The organism is Dichotomicrobium thermohalophilum, from assembly GCF_003550175.1.
Taxonomy (GTDB): Bacteria; Pseudomonadota; Alphaproteobacteria; order Rhizobiales; family Rhodomicrobiaceae; genus Dichotomicrobium; species Dichotomicrobium thermohalophilum.
In genome coordinates this window covers 272,501-297,291 of sequence record NZ_QXDF01000001.1, presented here as the reverse complement: position 1 = coordinate 297,291, position 24,791 = coordinate 272,501, and the positions used below count along the sequence as shown (strand labels likewise).

The following is a 24,791-nucleotide window of genomic DNA, read 5'->3' as shown; positions in this document are numbered from 1 at the left end:
GGTCGAATGCCGGCAGATACGCCGTCCCGGGAGGTTATTGCGGCGGCATCAGCGGCCGAACGGTGCCGAACGGACTTGGCGTGTCCGGCTGCCCGCCGTCTTTCTTCTGCTCAACGTTGAAGTGCTCAGCCAGGTAATCGAGCACCTTGGACTCCGTCTCTTCGTCGAGCCGAGGCATGCCCTGCTGTTCGTACATCCACTCAAGCGTCGAATCCCACTTCTTGCGGGTCATGCCCTGTTGCATGACGAGGTTCACCGAGTGGCAGCCACTACAAACGCCGTAGACAAGATCCTTGTTCTCACCCTCGGGAAGGGCTTCATAGTCGTCTTGGGCCGCGGCGGGAAGAGTCCCGCCGAGGCCGATCATCAGAGCGAGCACGGCTCGCCGCAACACACTTCCCATTAGACCTCCACGCGCACCGCGATCCGGTGCATCGAGTTATTGAGGTAGCCTTTCGGGTTCCAGTTGACCGTGAAGGGCTGCATACGCCCCTTGCTGTCGGTCGCGCGGGCCCAGATCTCGTAGTAGCCCCTTGTCGGGAAGTTGAGTTGCGCCCGCCAGGTCTGCCACGAATGGCCGTTCATCGGCGGCATCAGCTCGGCCGGCTGCCACGTGGCGCCGAAGTCAGTGGACAGGTCCACCGCCGTCACGAGTTCGTCGCCTGCCCAGGCGTGACCGCGCACTTCCAGCGTACGGTGATCCACCGGCAGAACGTGGCCGCTCTTCGGCGACGTGATGAGCGACTTGACCGGCATGGATTCGATGATCTGGAAATCCTCGTCCGGAACCTCCTCGCCCGGCGCGACGGGATAGCGCGGGACGCGATAGCTGCGCGGACCCATCTTCTGGCCGTCGTGCACCTGGTCACGAATCCAGATGCGGGTGAGCCATTTCTGCGAGGTCGAGCCCGGCCAACCCGGCGCAACGAGACGCAGCGGGGCACCGTTCATCGGGTGGATCGGAGCGCCGTTCTGCTCAAAGGCGATAATCGTATCCGGATCCATCGCCTTCCAGATCGGCATACCGCGAGACACCGCATCCTTCTCCGGGTCGCCCGAAAGGTGCGAGTCGGCGCCGTAATGGGCGGTGTAGACCGCATCGGGCTGGACGCCGGCGGCCATCAACACGTCGCGCAGACGCACACCTGTCCACTCGGAGTTGGCGACGGCGCCAACAGTCCACTGGTTGCCGCTTGCCGGCGGGTTGAAGGCCGCGCGGCCATTGCCGCCGCATTCGAGCTGCAGCGCGAGGCGGACGACCTCGAAACGATCCTTCAACTCGTCGATGGTCATTTCCATCGTGTTGTTGACCAGACCGTCGATCTTCAGGGTCCAGCCTTCGGCAGCGGTGTTCTGCGGCGGGATGCCGTTGTTGCGGATGAAGTGCCGCGCGGTTGGCGTCACATCGTCGTTCAGCAGGTGTGCGGGGGTTTCCGCATTCACCGGCCGGTCATTCAGGACGGTCAGCCCGTCCTTGCCTTCGATCGTGAATTCCTGCGTTTCCTCGGCGAGCGCGGCGGGAATCAAGCCGCTCGGCATATTGCGATGGAACGGGATGGTCGCGCCGACCACGCCGGCCATGGTGGCCAGCCCCGCGCCACGGAGGAAACCGCGCCGATCCGAGCAGGCCTCGCGGCCAAAGATCAGCCAGTCCGCGCGCTCTGGATCCTGCTCATAGAGCTCACAGATGCCGCGTTCAGGTTTACGCTGTGTCATGCTCCTCTCCTCCCTTTGAAAGGCCGGTGTGCGGAACGTCATCCCATGCCAACGTTGTTGGACGAATTTTTGTTCCAGCCAGCCCAGTATTGATGGAGTGTGCGGAAACCGATCCCAGGCGTCAAGAAGAACGGACATACGTCAATGGTCGGTTAAGCTGCTGGCAAAACTGCAATTTTTAGTTGTTGGGGAGGACTGTCAAAGCAATGCCACTGTGCAATTTCGACACACTGACATTCGACGTTTACGGCACACTCATTGATTGGGAAAGCGGCATGATCGCGGGCCTGCGCCCCCTCACCGACCAACTCGACAAGGCACTGTCCCGCAACGACATTCTGCAAGGTCACGCCTACCACGAGTCGACCGCCCAGGCGCAGACGCCGCACATGCGTTATGACCGGCTACTCGCTGTGGTGTACAAGCGGTTAGCCGAGGAGTGGGGCGTTTCGGCAACATGGGACGAGGCACTTGCCTACGGGCGCAGTGTGCGCGACTGGCCCGTTTTCGCCGATACGGTGGAGGCGTTACGCGACCTCAAGCAGCATTACAGGCTCGTGGTGCTTTCCAACGTCGATAACGACAGCTTCGCCGCGAGCAATGAGAAGCTGGGCGTGACCTTTGACGCGGTCTACACGGCCGAGGACATTGGCTCCTACAAGCCGGCGCTGCGAAATTTCGACTACATGCTGACCCAGCTCGGTCGGCGCGGCATCCTGAAGGAAAAGATCCTGCACGTCGCCGAGAGCCTGTTCCACGATCATCAGCCGGCCAGGCAATTCGGCCTGGCCAATTGCTGGATCTATCGCCGCCACGATCAGGAAGGCTTCGGTGCGACCATGGACCCCGGCGCGCGGCCGCACTGTGACTGGGTGTTCAACAGCATGGCCGAGCTTGTGGAAGCGCACCAGCGCGAACTGACGTGAGGTGCCGCGGGTGAACCAGCGCATTAAGTAGGAGCCATGTGCAATCTCTACAGCGAGCTGAAGCCGCGCGAGGCGGTGCGCGACATCTTCGGCGTGTCGGACAACCGTGCGGCGGCGTTCGAGCCGCTACCGGCGATCTTTCCGGGCAACACCGTGCCGGTGATCCGGCCCGCGGAAGACGGCGACCGCGAGATCGTCATCTCAAGCTGGGGCTTCCCGCTGCCGATGAAGGGCAAGGCGCCCAAGCGCGTGACCAACATGCGCGACGACAAGCTGACCTCGCCATTCTGGGCGGACTCTTTTCGCCGCCGGCGCTGCCTCGTTCCGGTCACGTCCTTCGCCGAGCCGAAGGGGCGCAGGCCCGCAACCTGGCACTGGTTCGCGCTGGGGGAGGATCGCCCGCTGTTCGCCTTTGCCGGGGTGTGGCGGCGCTATAACGGGCCGCTGAGCGCGGGCGGCGAGAGCGTGTCGGTCGATGTGCACGCCTTCATGACGACCAAGCCCAATCCGCTCGTGGCGACGGTTCACCCGAGCCGGATGCCGGTGATGCTGACGCGGCCGGAAGAGTGGGACTGCTGGCTGAACGGCACGGCGGAGGAGGCGCGGGCGCTGATCGGGCCGTTGCCGGCGGAAGAGATGGCGATGGTGCAGTCCGGCCCGGAGCGGCGGGATCTTGCAGCATGACGCGTTCAAATATGGCGCGAGGCTGATCGCTCAAAGGGTGCCGCCTCTTGGTTCCCGCTAGGGTGGATCAAAGCGGCCAATCCTGACCAACTTGAATTTTCCGCGAACGCGCCTCTCTTCACCAACTGACTGCAGATCAGATAAGGATGGGCGATGATCTCGCCGACGCCAACGCCGCCTCAGTATCGCATACAACGCTGGCTCGTACGCCGCGGCCCGCTCATCGCCGCCGTCGTGATCACGGCGGGCGTCGCCGCGAAAACCTTGTCGCTGATCTTCGCCATCCTCGGCTTGCCGCTCACCCAGGCGGAACTCGTGGGCGTGCTTGCGACAGTGGATCAAGTGCCGTGGCCGGTAGCGATCTTCCTGCTGTTGGCGTCGTGGATGACAGTATTTCTCGGCGTACCGCTCTGGCTGAAGTACCTGTCATATGAGTATCGGTGGCGGCGGTGGGACGCGGGCGAGCCGGAGGATGAACGTCGCGGGGCCGATTCATCCAGAGGTGCGCGCACGAAGCGGTCGCAGTAACGTCCACGGCCTCCGAGCCTCAATCCCCCGCGCCGGCCAGCTCCTCCAGGATCGCGCATTCGGGATCGTCATCGCCCGGACACGCCGCCGCCAGCGCCGCCAGCTCGCCGCGCATGTGCTGGAACTCCGCGATCCGGCGGTCGATCTCGGCGATCTTCGCCTGCGCAAGTGCCTTCACGTCGCGGCTGTGGCGGTTCGGGTCGCGGTACAGCGCCACAAGCCTGCGGCACTCCTTGATCCCGAAGCCGACCGCGCGCGCGTGGCGGATGAATCTCAGCAACTCCACGTCGCTTTCGGTGTAATCCCGATAGCCGTTCGCGCCGCGATTCGCCGCGGCGATCAGGCCGATATCCTCGTAATAGCGGATGGTCTTTGCCGGCACGCCGCTCTGGCGCGCCGCCTCACCGATATTCATCGCTCTCTCCGGTAAATCTGTCGCGCGGCCTAAGAGCCCGCGCCGAGCCGCGAGCGGCGGCTGCCGTTCGTCATCCAGCGCATCAACTCACGGCTGACATCATGGAACGCCGTGGTGATTGCCGCAACGCCTTCGCTCACCGAATCGGACTTCGCCCGAACGCGCGTCTCGAAACGCCGGCTCGCCACCACCTTGCCGGCGCGCTCGTCCACGATCTTCGCCGACAGCGCCACATGCCCCTCCGGCGGCTTGCCGTTCACGGACATCTCGAAGGCACGGATAGCGATCTGCAGCGAATACGCGCTTGTCACGCGGTCATCCTCGGTCACGACCGCGTTGAAATGCCCGCTGTCCTCCAGCGCCTCGGTCAGGCGGGCGCGGATGAGCCGCGGGAGCCGATCGCTCCACGCAGCGTCCGGATAATAGCTGATGCGCTCATGCGCCGGTCGGACGAGAATACGCTCGGTGTTCAGGGCGCGGACGGCCGTGGGCGTGCGGACGACGAGCTGTACGGGTAGCGGCTGGCCGCGAACCGGCTTGACCTCCGGCGCGACCAGATCATAGGTCTGCGGCGGCGCGCCATTAACGGCGAGCGCACAGCCGCTCATGGCCAGCGCCAGACACAGCCCGATGATGTTACGCGCAGCACGCATTGATAGCGCCAGATTTCCGCCCCGCCCCGACTCTCGCACAGTAGAAGGAGGTACTATGCCATGCTGTAATGTCAATCGGCTACTGTGAGGGCTCGTATTCAGGGACTTGTGATCCGCCGAGCAGCATTTGTTGCGGATTTTCTTCAAGTTTGCGAACCACGCGATCGAGACTGTCTGCTAAACGCCTGCCATCTCTCATGAAAAGCTCGAACTGGCGGATGCCGCGCTCCGCCGAAACGGTCAATTCATCCGCGCGATCGCCCAGCGAGCGGTCCAGCTTCTCCGCAAGCTGGCGAAAGGATTGAGCCGCTTGTTGCGCCTCGGCCACAACGGAGTCCTCGTCATCCGCAACATATTTGGAAAACTTGTCGATGGTGGTCTCCAGCTTCGTCGCCATACGGGAGACGCGCTCGGACACGTCGCGGGTGTTCTGCATGATGATGCTGACATCCTCGCCATGATCGTTCAGCGTCGCCGTGAAGGTCTCGACATTCTTTATGGTCTGGCTGATGGCCTTTTCGTTGGCGGCAACCAGATCGTTGAGCCGGCGGATAAGCGCGCGCGCCTCGCCCAGCGCTTCGGGCGCCGCGCTCAGCAACGACTTGGAGGAAGCCACATCCGCATAGATTGTCGGATACTGCTCGTCCGCCTTGGCACGCAGCGGCGGCGAATCCGGCGCCCCCGGCGTAATCTCCAGCGCAACGACCCCGGCCAGGCCCTGCTGCACCACTTTCGCGCGCGAGGTCTCGCGGACCGGCGTCGTCTGCTTCACCGAGATCAGCCCGCGCACCTTGCGCGTGTCCTCCGGCATAATCTCCAGCCGGTCGACCTCGCCCACGCGGATGCCGTTGAAAAGCACCGCGCTTCCCTCACCGAGTCCCTGAACCGAGCCGGCGAAGATGACGTGATAGCGCTGCGCGTTCGCACCGCCTGCCGAATTGTTCACCCAATAGACGAAGGCGAAGCCGAGCCCCAGCAGCGAAATGACGAACAGCCCGATCAGAAAATGGCTCGCGCGTGTCTCCATCAGTCGTAACCTTCCTGGCTGCGGTGCACGCGGGCGCGCTCGCCGCAGAAATACTCCGCCACCCAAGGATGGCCGGGATCATCCACCAACTCGGATGGCGTGCCCTCGCGCACGATCACCCGATCGGCGAGCACCGCAACGCGGTCGCAGGCGGTGAAGATGCTATCGAGATCGTGCGTGATCATGAACACCGTCAGGCCCAGCGTCTGCTGCAGGCTGAGGATGAGCTGGTCGAACGCCTCCGCGCCGATCGGGTCGAGGCCGGAGGTCGGCTCGTCGAGAAACACGATCTGCGGGTCGAGCGCCAGGGCGCGAGCCAGCCCGGCGCGTTTTCGCATTCCGCCCGACAGTTGGGAGGGGTATTTATTCGCCGCGTCCGCCGGCAGCCCAACCAGCGCGAGCTTCAGCATCGCCAGTTCACGGCGGACCTTGCGCGGCAGTTGAAGCTGCTCGCGCATCGGCACTTCGATGTTCTCGCGCACGGTGAGCGATGAGAACAACGCACCATCCTGAAACAGGATGCCCCAGCAGTTCGTGCGCGCCAGTTGCTGCTTGGCCTTTCGGCCTGTCGCGCTTGTTTCAAAGATACTGATCTCTCCGGCATCTGGCCTCAGCAGGCCGGTGATGCAGCGCAGCAGCACGGATTTACCTGTGCCGGAGCCGCCGACAACCCCAAGGATTTCGCCGCGATAGACGTCCAGATTCAGGCCGTCGAAAATCTGCTGGCCGCCAAGGCGCTTGCGCAGACCGCGCACGCGAATGACCACATCACGCGGAGCCGGCGCTGCGCGCGGCGCGGTCCGTTCAGCATCGGGCGTGAGTTCGGTCTGGCTCATCGGCATCAATATCCGGCGGCGGACAGGAAGATCGCGAACACGGCGTCCATGATAATGACAAGGAAAATTGCCTTAACGACGGCACGGGTGACCTGAAGGCCAAGCGACTCGGCGCTGCCCTGCACGCGTAGCCCCTCCAGGCAGCCGACCAGCGCGATAATGAGCGCCGCAAACGGCGCCTTGACGATGCCCACGAGGAAGTGGCGAAGGTTGATCGCGTCATGCAGGCGCTGCGCGAAGATATCAAGGTCATAGCCGAGATAGATCGACGCCATCGCGGCGCCCCCGGCAAGACACATCAGATCGCCCCAGAAGGTCAGAAGCGGCATCGCCACGAGAAGCGCGAGCAGGCGCGGCATCACCAGCGTCTCCATCGGGTCGATCCCCATGGTGCGCATCGCGTCGATCTCCTCACGCATCTTCATGGTGCCGATTTCGGCAGTGAAGGCGGAGGCAGAGCGGCCCGCGACGATGATCGACACCAGCAGGATACCGACCTCGCGCAGACTGAGAATGCCGAGCATGTTGACCGAAAACGTCTCGGCCCCGAAGGCGCGCAGCTGCACGATGCTCTGCTGCATCACGACCGCGCCGATCAGAAAGCAGATCAGTGAGATGATCGGGATCGCGCGCAGGCCGACGTGCTCCAGATGATGGACGAAGGAGACCGCGCGGAACCGCCACGGCATGGCCAGAAGCCGCAGGAAAACGGCGGTCGCTGTGCCGAGAAAGGTCGTCAGCCCGGCCGCGTCGCGGAAAAAGCCGCTGGCCCCGCGCACCACGTCGCCCGCTATTTCGATGATGCCGGGCCGGTGAGGCGGCGGCGCGTCTTCGGTTGTGCGCCGAGCGTGAATTTCGCGAAGCAGCTTGCTGTGGGAGTCCCGGATACGCCGGAGTGTAACCTCGTGACCCGCGGCCGTGAGTTCGTTGATGAGCTTGAGCAGCCGCCATGCACCGGCGGTGTCGAGCGCCCCCAGCCCGCCCAGGTCGAGATCAAGCGGACGGCCTTTCGCGCTGGGAGGAGGCGGCGTCGCGGCGGCGAGATCGCGTTCGATCCGGGAGAGGGAACGCACGGTCCAGTCACCGGACAGCGCGAGCCGCGCCCCGCCATCACTCGAAAACCTGACGAAGCGTGCGTCCTTCGCGCTGGGTCGCCGTTCTTCGCTGGACGTAACCGCAGTCATGCCCGCATCGGGCTCCGTCTTGTGCGCAAGCGCCGGATGCGCGCCAGCTCACTTTCCATTTCCGCGCGCAAACTATCGCCCGGCCCCGCGCTTGGCAATCGCCGGTTTACCTTGACATACGGTGTGCGGGCACGAACAAGCAGAAACATGGAGACCATCTCGCTCAATGACGGCCGCACGGTCATGGTGCGCGGGGAACGCTGGCCGATTGCCGGGGCGTTCACGATCTCACGGGGGGCGAAGCGCGCGGCGGAAGTCGTGGTGGTCGAGATCAGCGGAGCGGCACGCGGGATCGGCGAGTGCGTCCCCTATGCGCGGTATGGGGAGAGCGTTGCGGGCGTCATGGCACAGATCGCCGAGGCAGCGCGAACGCTCGGCGGAAGCCTGAGCCGCGAAACATTGGCGCAGGCGCTTCCGCCGGGCGCGGCGCGGAATGCGCTCGACTGCGCGCTTTGGGACTACGAGGCGAAGGCGGCGGGCGTGCCGGTGCACGCGCTGGCCGGGCTGGATGTGCCCAGACCGGTGCTGACGGCCTACACGATCGGCCTGGAATCGCCGGAGGCGATGGCTGCCAAGGCCGCTGGCTGCGGCCACCCCTTGCTCAAGCTCAAGCTGGGCGGGGAAGACGACGAGTCGCGGCTGCGCGCCGTCCGTACGGCCGCGCCGGATGCGCGACTCATCGTGGATGCCAACGAGGGCTGGCGAGCGGATGGTCTTGCGGCTCTGCTCGATATGTGCGCCGAAGCGGGCGTCGAACTCGTGGAACAGCCCCTGCCTGCGAGCGAAGACGCAGCGTTGGCGAAGATCACGCGGGCCGTGCCCGTTTGCGCGGACGAATCTGCGCATGACTCCGCCGGACTTGCCGGCCTGCGCGACCGCTACGACGCCGTCAACATCAAGCTCGACAAGACCGGCGGACTTACCGAAGCGCTCACCATGCGCGCAGCGGCAAGGCAGCTCGGGTTCAGCATCATGGTTGGCTGCATGGTCGGCACCTCGCTGGCGATGGCACCGGCGCTACTCGTCGCGCAGGGGGCTGACTGGGTCGATCTTGACGGTCCGCTGCTCCTCGCCGAGGACCGCGAATGCGCTCTGAGCGTGGATGGCGCGCTGCTCCACCCACCTTCTGCCGCCCTGTGGGGATGAGCGCCAAACACCCGTGACAGCCTTGAGTTGTCCCAATTTTGCTGAAAGATTGCGCAACCAAATCGGAAACACACGTCACAAAGCGGGAAACCGACCATGATCGACCATCAGCGGCAGATCCAGTGGCGCGCGAATTCGCGGCTCGCGATCCTTGCGCTCGTGCTGCTCGGCGTCTTTTTCATCGTGCTGCCAGTGGTCGGACCGCTTCTCTATGACAGCTATGTTCTGCGCTTTCCGCTCGGATATCTGCTGGCTTCGATCGGCAGCGTGGTTGGCCTGGTCGCGCTGATCTACTGGGTCGCAGGGCGGCAGGACCGTCTGGATGCGCGCTACAACGTCACCGGCGAGTACTAACGGATGGCTCTCAACTACCACTACCCGGTCGTCAATCCCCGCCTCGGCGCCAGCTTTGCGATCTTCGCCAGCGCCTATGTCTCGCTCGTGCTGACACTTCTCATTCTTGAGCAACTCGGGCTGGCGTCATTCTGGGTGAACCAGGTGATGATCCTCGGCCCGGCGCTGTTCTACCTCATCATCGGGCTGATGGTGCGAACCACAAACCTTGAAGACTTCTTCGTTTCCGGCGAGCGCGTGCCGGCGCTCTACAACGGACTCTCGGTCAGCGCGAACGTAATGGGCGCAAGCGCTGTCGCGACGGCACTCGGGGCGCTGGTATTCCTTGGTTATGACGGGCTGCCGCTGGTGTTGGGCTGGTGCGCGGGGCTGGCGCTTCTGACAATCCTCTTCGCGCCGTATTTGCGCAAGGCCGGCAGCTTCACCATGCCGGGTTTTCTGGGGATGCGGTTCTGCTCGCGCCTCCTGCGCGCCGTTGCGGCGGTGCTGATCCTGGTTCCCTCCGTGATGCTGCTTGCGGCGGAAGTGAAGATCGGGGCGATGATCGCCGCGCTGTTCCTGCCGCTGCCGGAGCAGATGCTGATTGCCATCGCGGCAGCCTTCGCGATGCTGACGGTGCTGTTCGGCGGGATGCGCTCCCTGACATGGGTGCAATGCGCACAGATCATCGTTGTGCTGCTGGGCATTTCCGCGCCGCTGGTGATCGTGGCGCTGCAGGTGACGAACCTGCCGGTGCCGCAGCTTAGCTATGGCGCGATCCTCGAGACGACCGCTGCGGCAGAGCAGGCCAAGGGGATCGAAGCGGCCAGCCCGCAACCGCTGTCCGAGGCGCTGCCCGGCATGGCGCCGGAGTCAATCACCAAGCCGTTCCTGCAGGCTTTCGGCGCCATGAGCGCGCTGGATTTCGTGCTGCTGAGCCTGTGCATGATGCTCGGCACCGCCATGCTGCCAGCGGTCCATTCACGGCTGAGCACGACCCCGACGATCGCTGCCGTACGCGGCTCAATGGGCTGGGCCGGGCTGGTCGCGGGTTTCATGGTGCTCAGCCTCGTCGCATATGCCGCCTTCCTGCATTCGGCAATCGTGCAACAGGTGGTCGGTACGCCGATGGCCGAACTGCCCGCATGGGCGCGCTACGCGGCGGATCTCGGGCTGATGCGGGTAGAGTCGGACGGGTTCGATCCAACCTTGGGCGCGGCGCAAGCCTTTATCAGCCGCGACTTGAGCGCCCTCGTGCTGCCGGTGGCAGGCGGGCTGCCGCAGGTGTTCGCAGGCGTGGCGGCCGCGGCGCTGCTGGCGGCCATGCTGGCCGGAGCCGCAGCACACATAACGATCATCGGCAACGTCTTGAGCAACGACCTGTTCCATCCCTGGCTACGCCGGCCCTCAACAGCCGCGCAGAGGCTGGCTGTCGCGCGCCTCGGGATGATCCTGGCCGCCCTCGCCGGGGCGTGGCTGGCGCGCTCGCTCTTCGTCGATCCGCTGCGGTGGATGCTGCTGGCATTCTCGCTGCTGGCCGGAGGCTTTTTCGCGGTTGTCGTGCTTTCGATCTGGTGGCGGCGGATCAATGTGGCCGGGGCAATGGCCGGGCTGCTGGCGGGCTTCGGCCTAACGGCGATCTACATGATCGTTATGGGACCGGCCGCCGGCGGCGTAGCGTTGCTTGATCCCCTGACAGCGGGACTTATCGGCGTTCCCGTGGCGTTCATCGCGGCGATTGCCGTGAGCCTGATCACCCCCAAACCGGACGACCTGACCGCGGAGATCGCCAGCGAAATCCGCGTCTCCGGCGGGGAGACGCTGCATGCGCGCCTGACCCGCCTCTCGGCCCGGGGCAAAGCGCCACGCCCCTGACCCAAAGCGACGTTGACAGCCGCGCCGCGATACGCTCCTTTTTCTGGATGATCGCCCGCCGTCCGGGCAAATGCGTGCGTCGCAGCCATTTTCAGGTGTAACGCCTTGGACTTTCCGCCCCCCGAAGAGCGTCTGGACCTCTACCCGCCGATCGACCAGACAAACGCCTGTGGCTTTTTGCCCGAACAGGACGGCCACGAAGTGTATTACGAGGAGTGCGGTAACCCGCGCGGCATTCCGGTGGTGCTGCTGCATGGCGGACCGGGCGGCGCCATCTCCGACGTCATGCGCCGGTTCCACGACCCCGACCGCTACCGCATCATCCTGTTCGACCAGCGCGGTTGTGGCAAGTCACGCCCGCGCGCCAGCCTGGAGCACAACACCACCTGGCATCTGGTCGAAGACATGGAGCGTCTGCGCAAGCACCTGGGCGTGGAAAGCTGGCAGGTGTTTGGCGGCTCCTGGGGGTCGACGCTCGCGCTGGCCTATGCGCAGCGCTACCCCGAGCGAGTCACGTCGCTGATCGTGCGCGGCATTTTCACGCTGCGGCGCTCGGAGTTGTTATGGTTCTATCAGAGCGGCGCGTCATGGCTTTTTCCCGACGCCTTCGAGAAATTCCTCGCCCCGATCCCGCCGGACGAGCGCGGCGATCTGATCGCAGCCTATTACAAACGCCTGACCGGCCCAGATCAGCAGGTGCAGCTTGAGGCTGCCCGCGCCTGGAGCGTCTGGGAAGGCTCGACGCTGGCGCTCCAGATCGACCCGGCCACTGTCGAGAAGTTCAGCTGCAGCAGCTACGCACTCGCCTTCGCGCGTATCGAGTGCCACTACTTCTACCACGGCGGATTCTTCGAATATGACGGCCAGCTCTTGAACGAGATGGACAGGATCAGGCATCTACCGGGCGTGATCGTGCAGGGTCGGTATGACCTCGTGACGCCGCCGGCAACGGCGTGGCAGCTCGCCAAGCTATGGCCGAAGGCGCCGCTGCAGATCGTGCCGGATGCGGGCCATGCCATGACCGAGCCGGGCATCGTGGACCGGCTGGTGCGCGCAACCCGGAAATTTGCGGAACAATAACAGCGTTCGGGAGGGGTAATGGGGGTCATTTCGACGCTTGGACCGATCGTGGCCGCCATCGTCGCGGTTGCGCTGATTGTGCTCGCTATCCTGATGATCGCGACGATCACCTCTGACAGCTTCCGGCTATGGCCGACGCCAGGCAAGAATAGCTGGCAGAACTACACCTTCTGGCCCCTGTTTCGTACGGGCATGGGCGGGCTGCCGGTCGCGGCGGCGCTGCTCGCGGATTTGAGCGGACCGCTCTGGTGGCTGCAGCTTGTGATCGGTCTTCCGCTGATCGTCGTCGGCTTCGGCGTCACCTTCTACGCCTATTTCGATCTCGGCATCGAAAACACCTACGGCGCAGATGAAAGCCTCGTGACCGATGGTCTTTATCACTACAGCCGCAATCCCCAATACGTCGCCTCGATCATGGGCTATATCGGCATCGGCGCAGCGGCCGGGTCGTGGATCATCTGGGGGCTGGTGGCGCTGGCCGTGCTGGTCTATTCGCTCATGCCGCTGGCGGAAGAGCCCTGGCTGCGCAAAAAGTTCGGTCGCGCCTACGACGATTACATGAAGTCGACGCCGCGTTTTCTGAGCTGGCGCAAGCTCCCCTTCATACATATGCCGCAAGAATCCCGTAACTAAGCCGGTCGATAACCGCGGAGGATACGATGCAGGCATTCCGCCGATCTGGTTTCGCAGCTCTGGCGTTTGGCGCGCTATTAGCGGTCGACGCGGCCGACGCGCAGGAGCGGCCAGCGAAGCATGTCTTCGGCTTCGTCCATGACCCGGTGCCGATGGAAGCGCGGGCGATCGGTTCTTACGCACGCGGCTGTTTGGCGGGCGCGCGGGAACTGCCCGTCAACGGGCCGGCCTGGCAGGCAATGCGCCTGTCCCGCAACCGCAACTGGGGTCATCCGGCGCTGCTGGACTACATCGAGCGGCTGGCGCGTGAGGCGCAGAAAAAGGATGGCTGGCCCGGCTTGCTCATCGGCGACCTGGCCCAACCGCGCGGCGGTCCCATGCTCACGGGCCACGCCAGCCACCAGATCGGTTTGGATGCGGACATCTGGCTCAAGCCCATGCCGGATCGGCGGCTGACCTGGCGGGAACGCGAGCGAATGTCCGCCGTCTCCATGCTGGCCGAGGACGGCTTGTCCGTCGACCCCGATGTGTGGACCTCCGGCCATGTCAAGCTGCTCAAGCGCGCGGCATCCTACGCCGAAGTGGCGCGCATCTTTGTCCACCCGGCAATCAAGAAGGCGCTTTGCGAGGCGGCTGGCAACGATCGCGGCTGGCTGCGCAAGGTGCGGCCGTGGTGGGGCCATCATTACCATTTTCATGTCCGCCTGAAATGCCCGCCGGGGTATCAGGGGTGTCGGAACCAGTCGCCGCCACCGCGCGGAGATGGCTGTGGCAAACCGCTCGACTATTGGTATCGCCTGCTGACCGCGCCACCCAAGCCGGACAAGCCGAAAAAGAAGAAGGCGCCGATGACGCTCGCGGACCTGCCTGCGGCATGCCGGCGTATCGTCAGCCGGGAAGGAGCACGGCTCGGTCCGCCCGATGGCGACGTGCCCGTTCCCGCGCCCAAGGCGCAGACGGTCAGCATGAGCGGAGGCTAACATGGCGCGGCACTGGCTCTGGGCAGCCGCCCTTCTGATCACGCTGACAGGTGGCAATGCAACCGCCGAGCCGCGTGATGTCCGCGTCGACACGCGGCCTCTGATCCTCGATTATGCGAACCCGCAGCGCAAACGCTTCGGCAAACTCACCTGGCTTGGCGGACTGGTCCTGCGCTCTTCCGCCGGCCCGTTCGGCGGGTATTCAGGGTTGGCCGTAAGCGCCGACGGCTCCGAACTGCTCGCAATTTCCGACCGCACCTCATGGCTGAAGATGCGTGTCGAGGAGCGCGGCGGACAGCTCATCGACGTGCGCGACGCGGTGATCGGCAAGCTTGTGCTGCGCGATGAATGGGATAACCCGGAAGTCGGGCGCGGGCTCAATGACGCCGAGGGGCTCGCCGCCCTCGAGCCGGGCGTGCTTGCTGGAGATTACTACATTGTTTTTGAGGGCAAGCACCGTATCCACCGCTACGAATTCGACGGAACCAACTTCTCTGCGCCGGTCGGCGCGCTTGAGCTTCCGCCGGCGGCGCTCCGGCTGCCCGATAACAAGGCGCTGGAATCTCTGGCCATTCTCCGCGACGGGCCGTATGAGGGCGCGGCGATCGCGTTCTCCGAGCGGCGTGCGCATATCAGCGGCGACAGCCTTGGCTGGCTGTTCCACGAAGGCAGGGTCGAGCAGATCCGGCTCAAGCGCAGCCGCATGTTCGATATCACGGACGCCGCGGCGCTACCCGATGGCGGCCTTGTTGTGCTGGAGAGGAATTTCGCCGGCATCATGCGCGGCGTGTTCATGCGTATCCGGCGCATCGACGCGGCAGACATCAAGCCCGGCGCGCGGCTCGACGGGGAGGTTCTCTACGAGACGGAGGACGGGCGAATGGTCGACAATATGGAGGCCATCGCCGTGCATACCGATGCCGAGGGCCGCACCATCCTTACCGTGATGTCGGACGACAATTACAACCCGGTGCAGCGGACGTTGCTAATGCGCTTTGCGATGGAGTAAGGGGCTTACGACGCCGCTTCAGCCCCGCCGGCGGTTTCCCGCTCCGCCAGAACCTTACGCAGCTCGCGCTTGAGCTTGAGCGCCTTGGGCGAAAGCTGCGCATCCGGCGCTTTCAGCAGGAACGCATCGAGACCGCCGCGATGATCGACCGTGCGCAGGGCGTGCGCACTGATCCGCAACTGCACGCTGCGCTGGAGCGCATCGCTCATCAGCGTCACATCGCACAGGTTCGGGAGAAAGCGCCGACGCGTCTTGTTGTTCGCATGGCTGACATTATGACCCGTCTGCGCGGTCTTGCCTGTTAGCTCGCAACGGCGGCTCATCACGGTCTCCCGAAAATTGGTGAGATGAAACGAAAATGCGCGCAACTGCCGCGCGCGAAGCCCTGTTATTAGCCTGTGAAGCCAGACGCGTCAAGAGAGGCGGAGACCCAAAGCCTCCGCCTCGCCGTTACTTAACCCTGGGGTTGCGGCTCCATGCCGCCTGTGTCCGGCTCTTCGCCGCCGCGCGATTTCCGGCCCGCGCTCGGCACGGCTGACGACCGCTTGCGCGGCTCGCTTGCCGGCTGGGCCGCCTGGAACTCACGGATCGGAGGCTTACCCTCCAGAAGGTCCTTGATCTCCTGTCCGGAAAGCGTCTCGTACTCCAGCAGCCCCTTGGCGATGATATGCAGCTTGTCGACGTTTTCCTCGATCAGCCGCTTGGCGAAGTCATAGCCCTCATCCACGATGCGGTAGATTTCCTCATCGACGACCTTCTGGGTTTCGTCGGACAGGTGCTGCTGCCGGGCGACGGAATGCCCAAGAAACACCTCGTCCTCGTTCTCCCCATACGCCAGCGGACCGAGCTTGTCGGACATGCCGTACTGCGTGACCATCGCACGGGCCATCTGGGTCGCCATCTTGAAGTCCATCGCGGCACCCGAGGTCACCTTGTCGTAGCCGAACACGACCTCCTCGGCGATACGTCCGCCCATGGCGACCGCGATGTCCGCCTTCATCTTCTGGCGGGTGACGGACAGGTTGTCACGCTCCGGCAGCCGCATGACCATACCGAGCGCGCGACCACGCGGGATGATCGTCGCTTTATGGACCGGGTCGGAGCCCTCGACCATCAGGCCGATGAGCGCGTGGCCACCCTCGTGGTACGCGGTGAGCTTCTTCTCCTCGTCGGTCATGACCATCGAGCGGCGCTCCGCACCCATCATGACCTTGTCCTTGGCGTCCTCGAACTCCTGCTGGGTGACCAGCCGCTTCGAGCGACGCGCGGCCAGGAGCGCGGCCTCGTTCGTCAGGTTTGCCAGATCGGCACCCGCGAAGCCGGGCGTACCCCGCGCGATAACACGGATATCGACATCCGGCGCCAGCGGCACCTTGCGCGTGTGCACCTTCAGAATTTTCTCGCGTCCCATTACGTCCGGCGCGGGCACCACGACCTGCCGGTCGAAGCGGCCGGGGCGCAGTAGCGCGGGGTCAAGGACGTCCGGACGGTTCGTCGCGGCAATCAGGATCACGCCTTCATTCGCCTCGAAGCCGTCCATCTCGACCAGCAACTGGTTCAGCGTCTGCTCGCGCTCGTCATTGCCGCCGCCGAGGCCAGCGCCACGGTGCCGGCCAACCGCGTCGATCTCGTCGATGAAGATGATGCAAGGCGCATTCTTCTTCGCCTGCTCGAACATGTCGCGCACGCGGCTCGCGCCCACACCGACGAACATTTCAACGAAGTCCGAACCCGAGATCGTGAAGAACGGCACATTCGCTTCACCCGCGATCGCGCGGGCCAGCAGCGTCTTACCGGTGCCCGGCGGGCCGACCAGCAGCGCGCCGTGCGGAATGCGACCGCCGAGGCGCTGAAACTTCTGCGGATCGCGCAGAAACTCCACGATCTCTTCCAAATCTTCCTTCGCTTCGTCGACGCCCGCGACGTCGTCAAAGGTGACGCGATCCGTCCGCTCGGTGAGCAGCTTCGCCTTGGATTTGCCGAAACCCATCGCGCGGCCGCCGCCGCCCTGCATCTGCCGCATGAAGAAAATCCACACGGCGATCAGAAGCAGCATCGGGAACCAGGAAATCAGGATGCTCAGCAGCGTGGGCGAACTGTCGTCCTGCGGCTCGACCGAAATGCCGACGCCTTGGTTCTCCAGCCGCTCGACCAGCTTCGGATCATTTGGCGCAAAGGTCTCGAAGCTGCGCCCGTCGGTGTATTGACCCACGATCTTGTCGCCCGAGAGCGTCACGGAGCGGACATTGCTGTCCTCAACGGCGCTCAGGAACTGAGAGTAACTGATGCTGTTCTCGGCGGTCTGACGGCTTGGGCTCTGAAACAGGTTGAACAGAGCGATCAGGAGCAGACCGATGATGATCCAGATGGCGAAGTTACGGAAATTCGAATTCATCTGACGTCCTTGCCTTTCGCTGCCTCGCGTGCGCAGCGGACGTGCCCGGCGGGGGGCCGAGCGATACGCAGTGCAGACGAGTACCTCACGCGATTTTCAGCCATGCGCGGCATTACGACAAACATATGGTTGGTGGTTCTCTTTGCCAAGCATTGCGCGGTCTGGTCGCGGCTGAAAACCTTTCCGTTTCATGCATATCCCGTGCCGCCACCGTGCCAGATGAACGCGGCCGCACAGTTTGCGGTATCGGGATGCTGATCGGTGAGGGCGAAGCCACGCACGGGGACGCCCAGGAGTCGGGTCTCTGCGTAAAGAGCGGGCAGCGCGGCCAAGGCGGGCGCAGGGTGCTGCTCTCGGACCGCTTTGGGCAATGCCGTAACATTGTCTTCACCGAGCGCGGCGACACGGACCGGATGGCGCAAGTGACGGCACATGATCCGAAAGCGCCGGTCCCAGAGCGCGGTTTCGCCGGGGCGGAGTGTCAGGGGTGCCGCGCGCAGCCTTCCCGGCTCGCGGCAGAACACTAGCGTGCCAGGCTCCGGGGCGATAACGCAGCCGCCCAGCGTCATCGAAGCCTCGAGTCCGGCGCGAAGTTGAGCGGCCAGCATCTCCAGCTTGCGCAGGCGCGGCGCGCGAAGCTGCCCGCCCACGGCCAAAAGCACCCGCTTGAGCACGTGAATGGCCACTTCTTCCGGAAGCCCGCGCAATGCCTTGGCATCAATTCGGACATAGCCCGCCGGGCTGACTGTGATGTGTCCATTGATGAAATCAGCGGCGGCCGTGTCGATCGCCTCGCGCGCCCGCCTCAGCCGTTCGGCGCTTTCGACCATCCGCGCCCGCGTCACACCGAGCTCGGCGAGCGTATCCAGAGCGCGGCGTATTCTGACACGTTCAAACCGCGCCTCGGCGTTGCTCGGGTCTTCCAGCCATACGGCCGTGCGTGCATCGAGCTCGGCGCGAAGCGCAGCCCGCGAAACGCCGAGGAACGGCCGGAGCACAGCCACGCCGTCCCAGGCCGTTTCGGAAGCCATCGCTGCCAGCCCGTCCACGCCGCTGCCGCGCGCCAGCCGCATCAGGAACGTCTCGGCCACATCATCGGCTGTATGCGCGGTGACGATTGCGCCGATACCTTGCGCGCGAGCGAAGTCGGCCAGCAGCGTGTAACGCGCCTCCCGCGCTTCGGCCTGCGAGGCTCCCGGCGGGGCGGTTTCCCAAGTCAGGATGTGATGCGGCAGATCGAGCGCATCGGCCTGCTCCCCGACCCATTCCGCCTCCTGCCGTGACTCCGGGCGCAAGCAATGATCGACCGTCAGAACGATCAGCGCCGGCGGGGACGGGATTTGCTGCGCCCATTGGTGCGCTAGCCGCATCAAAGCCGTGCTGTCGCCTCCTCCGGAAACAGCGAGCGCAACACGCGAAAAGCGCGTCAGCGGTGCAAACAACGCGTCAATGTCTTGATGAGTCAGCACGCCGGACACCTTAGCCCCATATGCCGGCGAAGCGCTGAGGTCGCACGCGATCGCGGTTAACTATCCGCAGCCCGAACGGCGGCGTTCGTCAGCGACGCGATCCTGAAACGTCTCGGGCATTCCGTCCAGCCGGCCATCGAGACGGCTCAGCGCGTCGCATGCCGACTCCGGGCGGTCCAGCCGGCGCAGCACCACCGCCAGCTTCAAAAGCGTCTCCTCGGATTTTTCCCCGGTGGGCGCGGTGTTGTAAACCTTCACGAAGTTGTTGGCCGCCACGACGTAGTCGCCTTCCGCGAAGGCAGCATCAGCGAGCCAGTAGCGCGCATCGTTGGCCAGCGGATCGTCGGGATAAGTCTCGAGAAACTGCTGGAACCCGTCGCGCGCGGCTGCATAGTCCTGCGCCTGCAGCGCGTCATAGGCCTGGGTGAACATGGCCTGAGCATCCGGGTTCCCGGCCTCGTCGGTCGGCGCGCTCATGGTTTCGTCTTCCCACGCGCCAAAATCGTCATCAGGCGCAGTGGGCGTCTGCACGGTCGTCGTGCCGAAGCCCGTTTCCGTGTCCGGCTCGGTATCTTCCGCAGCCATATCCGTCGCATCGTCCTCGGCGGGCGGCTGCGCCGTCACGTCCGTTTCGCCGGTAGCACCCTGCCCGATCGCAGCTTCCAGCCGATTCAGCCGTTTCACTGTCTCCGAGAGCTGGGCGGACAGCGCTTGCACCTGGATTTCGAGCTGCTGAAGTTCCGGGCCAGGACCTGTCGATGGCTGTGGCGCCGATTGCGCGAGCGGATCTTCGCCCTGGCCAAAGGGTTCGCTCGACATGTCGGCTTCCGGCTCTGGACTCTCTTGCCCCGGGGCGACGCCATCACCCGGCGCAAAGCTCTGCAGCGCGCCGATCATTGCGCGCATGTCGATGAGGCTGTCCTCGATCCGCCGCAGCCGCTTTTCCACGCTCGACGGCGCACTTTGCGCCTCGCTGGCGGCCTCTTCGCTGTCCTGGGCGCGCGCCGGCGCCACAACGACCGCGCTAAGCAGCAGCGCGAGGCAAACGGATTGGACAAGTCTCGAAAAAAGAGTTGGCATCATATGGTCCCAAACACGCGAGCGGCCGCAGGCATCGCAGCCGACGCTCTCGTTGCGCCGCAATCGCGACAGGACTGCGGCAAATCGCGTGTTGGTTGCGCCATGCCGGCGAGCTTGTCAAGCCGCTCACCGCAGCGCGACGGCAACGCCTGCGTCGATCAGCAGATTGCGCAGCAGATACCGCTCGCCGAGTTCGCCGCTGTTGCCACGCGCGCGAGTGAGCGTGAAGCGGTCGCGTTCTCCGTATGCGCTGGCGCCGATCGGCGGGCGATAGCCAAGGCCCTTGCCGGTCTTGATTGCGTAGTGCTCTGCCAGCCCGATGAGCACCTCCCCGACGATTGTACCGCCCACGGGACCGAGGGTGTGGCCTCCGCGCATACGAGGCTGGCCGTCGGATACGCTGTCGCCCGCCGCTGCGTAGCGGGCGCCGTCGGGGGAGGCCGCATAGGCACTGGTGTCCGGGCCGATGCTGGTGGGGGCGCCCATCGCGTCGGCTTCCTGAAGTACGTAGTACCAGAGCGGCGTTTCGCCGGATATGGTTTCGCGCGTGGGTCGGTCGGGCGGTAGGATATAGCCGCGCCATGGCTCATCGGCTTCGCCCGCCTCCTGGCGCGGCTCCCAGAGGTAGAGAACGCCGCGCTTGCGTAGGTCGGGAAGGATCTTTTCCGCCACGGCCTGACCCGACCGCAGTCCGGCACGGGCACCAGCCAGCAGGATCGCCTCCGCAGTGCTCCGCGTCCGACGGTTCTCGTGCCAGCCGCGGCGCACCGACGCCAGGTATGGGTCGATCAGTCGGGCACGATTAAATCCCTCCGGCGGTTGGGGAAGAACGTCGACAAAATACCGCCAGTCCGCGAGGTCGTCGGAACGCAGCCGTTCGTGCTGCCCGCCGTTTGCGGCCAGCCACCTCGGATCGAAGCGCCGGGCGCGTTCGCCTTCGCGCATCTTGTAGCTCGTTCGCAGTTGGCTGGCGGTAAACTGATAGGCCGCCAAGGCAAATTCGTTCGGAATAAACGGCTGCTTGATCTCTTCGCCGTCCCGGAAACCGGCGGCGAAGAACAGATCGCGACCGTTGGTGACGATGTCCTGCGTGCGCTCATCGCCGATCAGGCGTGGCACCAGGTCCTCCACGATGACGCGGTGATAGTAGTGGATGACCGTTTCCCGCGCGTCGTTGAAGAGAAGCAGTTGCTTCGACTTCGGCAGCGCCCGCGCCAGCTCGACGTTTGAGCAGTCATCGCTTTCGCAAAAGCGGCTCTTCTCGCTCGCCAGATGCCGCTCGATCAGCATGTCGACCGCGCGGTTGTGCAGTTCGATCAGCGCGGCCTGAAGCTGGGTGACGAAGATGTGACCCGCGGGCGGCATGTGCCGCGACAAGGCATACCGCTTGCCGGAGCGGTTCAGGCGCGGGCCGGTGCGGATATAGGGCACATAGAACCTTTCAGGGTTGGCCCGTGGCCCATCCCCATAGATTATGTCGAGGTCGAGTTCGGCTGAGACGCGCCGGGCGCCGCCCCCGTCTCGCCAGCCGTCAAGCATCTGATCGACTTGCAGATCGGCGCCGACGAGTTGAGCGAAGAAGGTATAGCCGGCGGGAATTTCGCTGTCCTGACCGCGGCCCGCTGGCTCGGTCATCGTTTCCGCAAGGCGGCGCAGGGCGGCGCGGCCCGACCCTGCACGGCGGTCCTGAGGCTGCCTGCGCGCCCTGGGGCGCTCTTCGGGAGTGTCAGGGGCATAGTCTCGGCGTGGTTCACCGTATCTGGATGACTCGTGGTCAGGAGACGGGCGCGGCTCGGTATAGCGCCGCCGTTCAGGGCGCTCCGCGCGATCGCGCTGGAGGACTGGTGAGCTGGTTCGCGCGCCGGCTTCGGGGATGGTCAGGCGCTGCCCAACGCGCAGTTCACGCGGATCGGAAACACCATTCGCACGCATCAGCGCTTCCACCGATACGTGATAGCGCTTGGAAATGCGAAAGAGCGTTTCACCACTTTCGACAGTATGATACCGGCCGGCCTGCTCTTCCTCCCGTGGCTCCCGCCAGGACCGGTTTCGCGGTTCAGGCGCGTACCGCTCGTGGCTCCGCTCCTGCCGATAATCCGCACCGCGGGCGTTATGCCAGTGCTCGAACCTATCGGCGAAGGTCGACATCTGCGCCTGGACATCTGTCGCCGCTCCCGCCATTACGCCGGCAGCGATAACAAAGCCAACAAGGCAAACAAAACGCCGACCATCCGCGAACGCCAGCGCGTTGCGGGATACCCAACCCAATTCGATCCTCATGGCCTCTATGTGCCCTTGCCGATGACGCAGGTTACTGAAAGCTTGATCGTGGGTTGGAGAGGTGAAGCAAAAATTAAACGCGAATTGCGCCGACATTTTTCACGATCCGTTAGTTAACAATATCTCAACGAATCGGGGATGCTGACTCGCTGGTGCGCCGCCGGCCTTGAGTTCGCGCTGGCGCGTGGTAAGACGAAAGCGCAGAGAGGGGCTTCGGGGTTGAGATGGATAAGGTGTCTTGCATGAGGTGGGTTCAGCGCGCCTTGCCCGCGCTTTTTGCGTTCGCGGTTAAGGTGCTGGTGGTTTTGCCGGCGCAGGCCGATGAGGCCTTTTCCGACTGGCTCAAGGGCTTCCGCGCGGACGCAGCCGCGCAGGGAATTTCGCAGAGAACGCTGGACGCGGCTCTGAGCGGACTGACGCCCGATCCTGAAATCCTCGAAGCCCAGAACAACCAGGCAGAATTCGTCAAACCGATCTGGGATTATCTGGGCAGCGCTGTCTCGCAAGCCCGCATCCGCAAGGGTCGCGCGCAGCTTCGCCGTTACGCCGATCAGTTTGCCGCCATCGAAAAGAAGTACGGTGTCGACCGTCACTACCTCGCCGCGATCTGGGGCATGGAGACGAGCTACGGCTCCTTCATGGGCAACAAGAGCGTTATTCGGTCGCTTGCAACGCTGGCTTACACGGGCGACCGGACACAGTTCGGTCGGACCCAGCTTCTCGCCGCACTGAAGATCCTCGACAGCGGTGACATCGATGTCGCCAACATGGAAGGCTCGTGGGCCGGGGCGATGGGCCACACACAGTTCATACCCACCACCTACCTCGACTACGCCGTCGACTTCACCGGCGATGGCACGCGCGACATCTGGCGAGCGATTTCCGATGCGCTGGCCTCCACCGCGAATTTTTTGAAGGAGAAAGGCTGGAATACTGGCGAGACATGGGGCTATGAGGTCATCCTGCCGGACGGCTTCGACTACGCGCTGGCCGACGGGCGCACGCAGCGCACGCTCGCCGAATGGACGAAGTTCGGGATCAAGCGGCCCGGCGGCAGACCGTTTCCGCGTCCATCTGATCCGGCGCGGTTGATCGTACCGGCAGGCGCGAACGGGCCGGCGTTCCTGCTGATTAATAACTTCTACGTCATCAAGCGCTACAATAATGCAACGGCTTATGCGCTGGCTGTCGGGCATTTGGCGGACCGGCTGATGGGCTTCGGGCCGATCCAGCAATCCTGGCCCACCAGCGAGCAGCCTCTGGCGCGCAGCGAGCGCAAAGAGCTCCAAAAAATGCTCGCTGAGATGGGTTTCCTGCGCGGAAAGATCGACGGCATCGTAGGTCCGAACACGAAATCAGCAGTGCGTGCGTTTCAACGGTCGCGCAACATGGTTCCGGACGGTTTTCCGACCAAGCGGCTGCTGAAGAGGATGCGTGCGGCCCAGGCCGGTTAGGGTAAAACGTCCGCGTTTTGCCGCATTTTTTCGTCAGGTGTTTCAGTATGGTACGTGGGCGAGTGAATTGGCATTGGATCGGTGTTCGTGCGGCGAAGCTCGCGGTTGGGTTGGCCGCTCTCGCCTTCGCCCTCACCGCCACAGCCCACGCGCAGGACGATGACGCACCGTTCGTCCCCGCCTGGACGCAAAGCTACATCAACCCCTTCCCGGAAACCGACAAATACAAGCTCTATGTCATTGGCGACTTCCTGGCTGCCGGGCTCGCGACCGCCCTGCCGGAAGCACTGGACGAGTCTGCAAGCATCGAGATCGAACAGGAGACTCGGAATTCCAGCGGACTGGCCCGACCCGATCGTTACAACTGGTCGCGCCGCATCGAGGACATCCTCGAAGACCAGACAGTGCACGTGGCGGTCATCATGCTCGGCACGAATGACCGGCGCCGGATCCGCGCGGCCAGCGGTTTCGAGGATTTCGGTACCGAAGCCTGGGCGGAAGCCTACAGGCTGCGGGTCGACTCGATCATCGAGAAGCTGACCAAAGCGAAGGTCGCGGTCTACTGGATGGGCCTCCCGATTGTCGCGGACGAGGAGGGCCGGGCGGAGTATGAGCAGATCAACAGCATCATCCGCGAGCGAGCCTATATCGGCGGGGTGAAGTATATCGACACCTGGAACGGCTTTTCCGATCAATTCGGGAATTTCAGCGCCTACGGCCCGAGTGTCGAGGGCGTCACCAAGCGGCTGCGCGACAACAACGGGATCGGCTTTACCGCCGAGGGCAACCGCAAGCTTGCCGAGTTTGCCGCCTCTGTCATCAAGCGCGACCTGGCCGCGGCACGGCGCGAGCGCAGCATTCCGCTGGCCGGCGATGAGCAGCAACAGGCGCAAATCGCACGCATGTCGCAGGAGCAAAGGCCCGACGAGCAGGATAATGTGGACGAGGCGACGGCGGAGACGGGCGATGCGGTCGCGCCAGTGCCCGGAGATATTACTGTCGCCGAGGAGAATGCTGAAAATGGCCGGGGTAACCGTGCCGTGTCGTTCTCCGATTATTCGCCGCCGGGTGAGCAACTGGCCATCGAC

Annotated in this window: 24 protein-coding genes (1 of these 24 cut by a window edge); 12 read left to right on the top strand and 12 right to left on the bottom strand. The window is 64.3% G+C overall.

The window, feature by feature from the left end:
• Nucleotides 1-34: 34 nt before the first annotated feature.
• Nucleotides 35-403 (bottom strand): hypothetical protein, encoded by a 369-nt coding sequence (locus tag BXY53_RS01370; protein WP_119060159.1) that lies wholly within the window; start codon nt 401-403, stop codon nt 35-37.
• A complete protein-coding gene (locus tag BXY53_RS01365) occupies nt 403-1,716 on the bottom strand; it encodes a sulfite oxidase (protein ID WP_119060158.1) in 1,314 nt (437 codons plus the stop codon). Before BXY53_RS01365 ends, BXY53_RS01370 begins: the two co-directional genes overlap by 1 nt.
• Before the next feature lie 206 nt (nt 1,717-1,922).
• Between BXY53_RS01365 and BXY53_RS01360 the strand changes: the two genes are divergently transcribed.
• The 3 genes from BXY53_RS01360 to BXY53_RS01350 all read left to right on the top strand — a co-directional run bounded on the left by BXY53_RS01360 (nt 1,923) and on the right by BXY53_RS01350 (nt 3,854).
• Complete coding sequence (locus BXY53_RS01360) at nt 1,923-2,642, top strand: haloacid dehalogenase type II (protein WP_119060157.1); 720 nt, start codon at nt 1,923-1,925, stop codon at nt 2,640-2,642.
• Nucleotides 2,643-2,678: 36 nt separating this feature from the next.
• On the top strand, nt 2,679-3,326 hold the full coding sequence (locus BXY53_RS01355) for an SOS response-associated peptidase (RefSeq protein ID WP_119060156.1): 648 nt from the start codon (nt 2,679-2,681) through the stop codon (nt 3,324-3,326).
• Nucleotides 3,327-3,479: 153 nt separating this feature from the next.
• Nucleotides 3,480-3,854 carry a hypothetical protein gene (locus BXY53_RS01350; protein WP_119060155.1) on the top strand — a complete coding sequence of 125 codons (375 nt, stop codon included), beginning with the start codon at nt 3,480-3,482 and terminating at the stop codon, nt 3,852-3,854.
• A 19-nt stretch (nt 3,855-3,873) separates the two neighbouring features.
• Here the strand turns inward: BXY53_RS01350 and cueR are convergent, their stop codons facing one another.
• The 5 genes from cueR to BXY53_RS01325 form a co-directional block, all read right to left on the bottom strand.
• Nucleotides 3,874-4,269: a Cu(I)-responsive transcriptional regulator gene (gene cueR / locus BXY53_RS01345; protein ID WP_119060154.1), complete on the bottom strand. Its 396-nt coding sequence runs from the start codon at nt 4,267-4,269 to the stop codon at nt 3,874-3,876.
• Between the two features lie 29 nt (nt 4,270-4,298).
• Nucleotides 4,299-4,922, bottom strand: coding sequence for an ABC-type transport auxiliary lipoprotein family protein (locus tag BXY53_RS01340; RefSeq protein WP_119060153.1), 624 nt, complete (start codon nt 4,920-4,922; stop codon nt 4,299-4,301).
• A gap of 79 nt (nt 4,923-5,001) precedes the next feature.
• The gene (locus BXY53_RS01335) at nt 5,002-5,949 is read right to left on the bottom strand and encodes an MlaD family protein (RefSeq protein ID WP_119060152.1); all 948 of its coding nucleotides are present in this window, start codon (nt 5,947-5,949) and stop codon (nt 5,002-5,004) included.
• Nucleotides 5,949-6,791 carry an ABC transporter ATP-binding protein gene (locus tag BXY53_RS01330; protein ID WP_119060151.1) on the bottom strand — a complete coding sequence of 281 codons (843 nt, stop codon included), beginning with the start codon at nt 6,789-6,791 and terminating at the stop codon, nt 5,949-5,951. The genes BXY53_RS01335 and BXY53_RS01330 overlap by 1 nt, the downstream gene beginning before the upstream one ends.
• Nucleotides 6,791-7,969 (bottom strand): ABC transporter permease, encoded by a 1,179-nt coding sequence (locus BXY53_RS01325; RefSeq protein WP_119060150.1) that lies wholly within the window; start codon nt 7,967-7,969, stop codon nt 6,791-6,793. The genes BXY53_RS01330 and BXY53_RS01325 overlap by 1 nt, the downstream gene beginning before the upstream one ends.
• 147 nt (nt 7,970-8,116) lie before the next feature.
• On the opposite strand from BXY53_RS01325, the gene dgcA reads away from it, so the two are divergent.
• From dgcA to BXY53_RS01290, 7 genes are all read left to right on the top strand, one after another.
• Entirely contained in the window at nt 8,117-9,115 is a 999-nt protein-coding gene (gene dgcA / locus BXY53_RS01320) for an N-acetyl-D-Glu racemase DgcA (RefSeq protein ID WP_245410317.1), read from the top strand.
• 96 nt (nt 9,116-9,211) lie between these two features.
• The gene (locus tag BXY53_RS01315) at nt 9,212-9,469 is read left to right on the top strand and encodes a DUF4212 domain-containing protein (RefSeq protein ID WP_119060149.1); all 258 of its coding nucleotides are present in this window, start codon (nt 9,212-9,214) and stop codon (nt 9,467-9,469) included.
• A 3-nt stretch (nt 9,470-9,472) separates the two neighbouring features.
• A complete protein-coding gene (locus BXY53_RS01310) occupies nt 9,473-11,323 on the top strand; it encodes a VC_2705 family sodium/solute symporter (protein ID WP_119060148.1) in 1,851 nt (616 codons plus the stop codon).
• 105 nt (nt 11,324-11,428) lie between these two features.
• Entirely contained in the window at nt 11,429-12,403 is a 975-nt protein-coding gene (pip, locus tag BXY53_RS01305) for a prolyl aminopeptidase (RefSeq protein WP_425359175.1), read from the top strand.
• An 18-nt stretch (nt 12,404-12,421) separates the two neighbouring features.
• A complete protein-coding gene (locus BXY53_RS01300; protein WP_119060146.1) occupies nt 12,422-13,036 on the top strand; it encodes a methyltransferase family protein in 615 nt (204 codons plus the stop codon).
• A gap of 26 nt (nt 13,037-13,062) precedes the next feature.
• Nucleotides 13,063-14,016, top strand: a complete 954-nt coding sequence (gene mepA, locus BXY53_RS01295) for a penicillin-insensitive murein endopeptidase (protein WP_119060145.1) — start codon at nt 13,063-13,065, stop codon at nt 14,014-14,016.
• 1 nt (nt 14,017) lies between these two features.
• Nucleotides 14,018-15,025: an esterase-like activity of phytase family protein gene (locus BXY53_RS01290; RefSeq protein WP_119060144.1), complete on the top strand. Its 1,008-nt coding sequence runs from the start codon at nt 14,018-14,020 to the stop codon at nt 15,023-15,025.
• A 5-nt stretch (nt 15,026-15,030) separates the two neighbouring features.
• Here the strand turns inward: BXY53_RS01290 and rpmB are convergent, their stop codons facing one another.
• The 5 genes from rpmB to BXY53_RS01265 all read right to left on the bottom strand — a co-directional run bounded on the left by rpmB (nt 15,031) and on the right by BXY53_RS01265 (nt 22,249).
• On the bottom strand, nt 15,031-15,348 hold the full coding sequence (rpmB, locus tag BXY53_RS01285) for a 50S ribosomal protein L28 (RefSeq protein WP_119061693.1): 318 nt from the start codon (nt 15,346-15,348) through the stop codon (nt 15,031-15,033).
• 131 nt (nt 15,349-15,479) lie between these two features.
• Nucleotides 15,480-17,420 carry an ATP-dependent zinc metalloprotease FtsH gene (gene ftsH, locus BXY53_RS01280; RefSeq protein WP_119060143.1) on the bottom strand — a complete coding sequence of 647 codons (1,941 nt, stop codon included), beginning with the start codon at nt 17,418-17,420 and terminating at the stop codon, nt 15,480-15,482.
• A 188-nt stretch (nt 17,421-17,608) separates the two neighbouring features.
• Entirely contained in the window at nt 17,609-18,889 is a 1,281-nt protein-coding gene (gene tilS / locus BXY53_RS01275) for a tRNA lysidine(34) synthetase TilS (RefSeq protein ID WP_170144289.1), read from the bottom strand.
• A gap of 60 nt (nt 18,890-18,949) precedes the next feature.
• Nucleotides 18,950-19,969, bottom strand: a complete 1,020-nt coding sequence (locus tag BXY53_RS01270) for a tetratricopeptide repeat protein (protein WP_170144288.1) — start codon at nt 19,967-19,969, stop codon at nt 18,950-18,952.
• Between the two features lie 126 nt (nt 19,970-20,095).
• Complete coding sequence (locus BXY53_RS01265; protein ID WP_170144287.1) at nt 20,096-22,249, bottom strand: LysM peptidoglycan-binding domain-containing protein; 2,154 nt, start codon at nt 22,247-22,249, stop codon at nt 20,096-20,098.
• Between the two features lie 242 nt (nt 22,250-22,491).
• Between BXY53_RS01265 and BXY53_RS01260 the strand changes: the two genes are divergently transcribed.
• Both BXY53_RS01260 and BXY53_RS01255 read left to right on the top strand, forming a co-directional pair.
• Nucleotides 22,492-23,703, top strand: a complete 1,212-nt coding sequence (locus tag BXY53_RS01260) for a lytic murein transglycosylase (RefSeq protein WP_119061692.1) — start codon at nt 22,492-22,494, stop codon at nt 23,701-23,703.
• 62 nt (nt 23,704-23,765) lie between these two features.
• Nucleotides 23,766-24,791, top strand: the 5' portion of a protein-coding gene (locus tag BXY53_RS01255) for an SGNH/GDSL hydrolase family protein (protein ID WP_170144286.1). It continues 177 nt past the right edge of the window; the window shows 1,026 of its 1,203 coding nt (coding positions 1-1,026); it begins with the start codon at nt 23,766-23,768; its stop codon lies beyond the right edge, outside the window.

What these genes read in the sequence shown, in the direction of transcription:
- BXY53_RS01350 (WP_119060155.1), top strand. Translation starts at nt 3,480, where the DNA reads ATGATCTCGCCGACGCCAACGCCGCCTCAGTATCGCATACAACGCTGG.
- BXY53_RS01325 (WP_119060150.1), bottom strand. Translation starts at nt 7,969, where the DNA reads ATGACTGCGGTTACGTCCAGCGAAGAACGGCGACCCAGCGCGAAGGAC.
- cueR (WP_119060154.1), bottom strand. Translation starts at nt 4,269, where the DNA reads ATGAATATCGGTGAGGCGGCGCGCCAGAGCGGCGTGCCGGCAAAGACC.
- BXY53_RS01260 (WP_119061692.1), top strand. Translation starts at nt 22,492, where the DNA reads ATGAGGTGGGTTCAGCGCGCCTTGCCCGCGCTTTTTGCGTTCGCGGTT.
- BXY53_RS01265 (WP_170144287.1), bottom strand. Translation starts at nt 22,249, where the DNA reads ATGAGGATCGAATTGGGTTGGGTATCCCGCAACGCGCTGGCGTTCGCG.
- BXY53_RS01340 (WP_119060153.1), bottom strand. Translation starts at nt 4,922, where the DNA reads ATGCGTGCTGCGCGTAACATCATCGGGCTGTGTCTGGCGCTGGCCATG.
- BXY53_RS01290 (WP_119060144.1), top strand. Translation starts at nt 14,018, where the DNA reads ATGGCGCGGCACTGGCTCTGGGCAGCCGCCCTTCTGATCACGCTGACA.
- BXY53_RS01355 (WP_119060156.1), top strand. Translation starts at nt 2,679, where the DNA reads ATGTGCAATCTCTACAGCGAGCTGAAGCCGCGCGAGGCGGTGCGCGAC.
- BXY53_RS01310 (WP_119060148.1), top strand. Translation starts at nt 9,473, where the DNA reads ATGGCTCTCAACTACCACTACCCGGTCGTCAATCCCCGCCTCGGCGCC.
- dgcA (WP_245410317.1), top strand. Translation starts at nt 8,117, where the DNA reads ATGGAGACCATCTCGCTCAATGACGGCCGCACGGTCATGGTGCGCGGG.
- BXY53_RS01270 (WP_170144288.1), bottom strand. Translation starts at nt 19,969, where the DNA reads ATGCCAACTCTTTTTTCGAGACTTGTCCAATCCGTTTGCCTCGCGCTG.
- BXY53_RS01370 (WP_119060159.1), bottom strand. Translation starts at nt 403, where the DNA reads ATGGGAAGTGTGTTGCGGCGAGCCGTGCTCGCTCTGATGATCGGCCTC.
- BXY53_RS01365 (WP_119060158.1), bottom strand. Translation starts at nt 1,716, where the DNA reads ATGACACAGCGTAAACCTGAACGCGGCATCTGTGAGCTCTATGAGCAG.
- BXY53_RS01315 (WP_119060149.1), top strand. Translation starts at nt 9,212, where the DNA reads ATGATCGACCATCAGCGGCAGATCCAGTGGCGCGCGAATTCGCGGCTC.
- mepA (WP_119060145.1), top strand. Translation starts at nt 13,063, where the DNA reads ATGCAGGCATTCCGCCGATCTGGTTTCGCAGCTCTGGCGTTTGGCGCG.
- BXY53_RS01330 (WP_119060151.1), bottom strand. Translation starts at nt 6,791, where the DNA reads ATGCCGATGAGCCAGACCGAACTCACGCCCGATGCTGAACGGACCGCG.
- rpmB (WP_119061693.1), bottom strand. Translation starts at nt 15,348, where the DNA reads ATGAGCCGCCGTTGCGAGCTAACAGGCAAGACCGCGCAGACGGGTCAT.
- BXY53_RS01360 (WP_119060157.1), top strand. Translation starts at nt 1,923, where the DNA reads ATGCCACTGTGCAATTTCGACACACTGACATTCGACGTTTACGGCACA.
- ftsH (WP_119060143.1), bottom strand. Translation starts at nt 17,420, where the DNA reads ATGAATTCGAATTTCCGTAACTTCGCCATCTGGATCATCATCGGTCTG.
- BXY53_RS01300 (WP_119060146.1), top strand. Translation starts at nt 12,422, where the DNA reads ATGGGGGTCATTTCGACGCTTGGACCGATCGTGGCCGCCATCGTCGCG.
- BXY53_RS01335 (WP_119060152.1), bottom strand. Translation starts at nt 5,949, where the DNA reads ATGGAGACACGCGCGAGCCATTTTCTGATCGGGCTGTTCGTCATTTCG.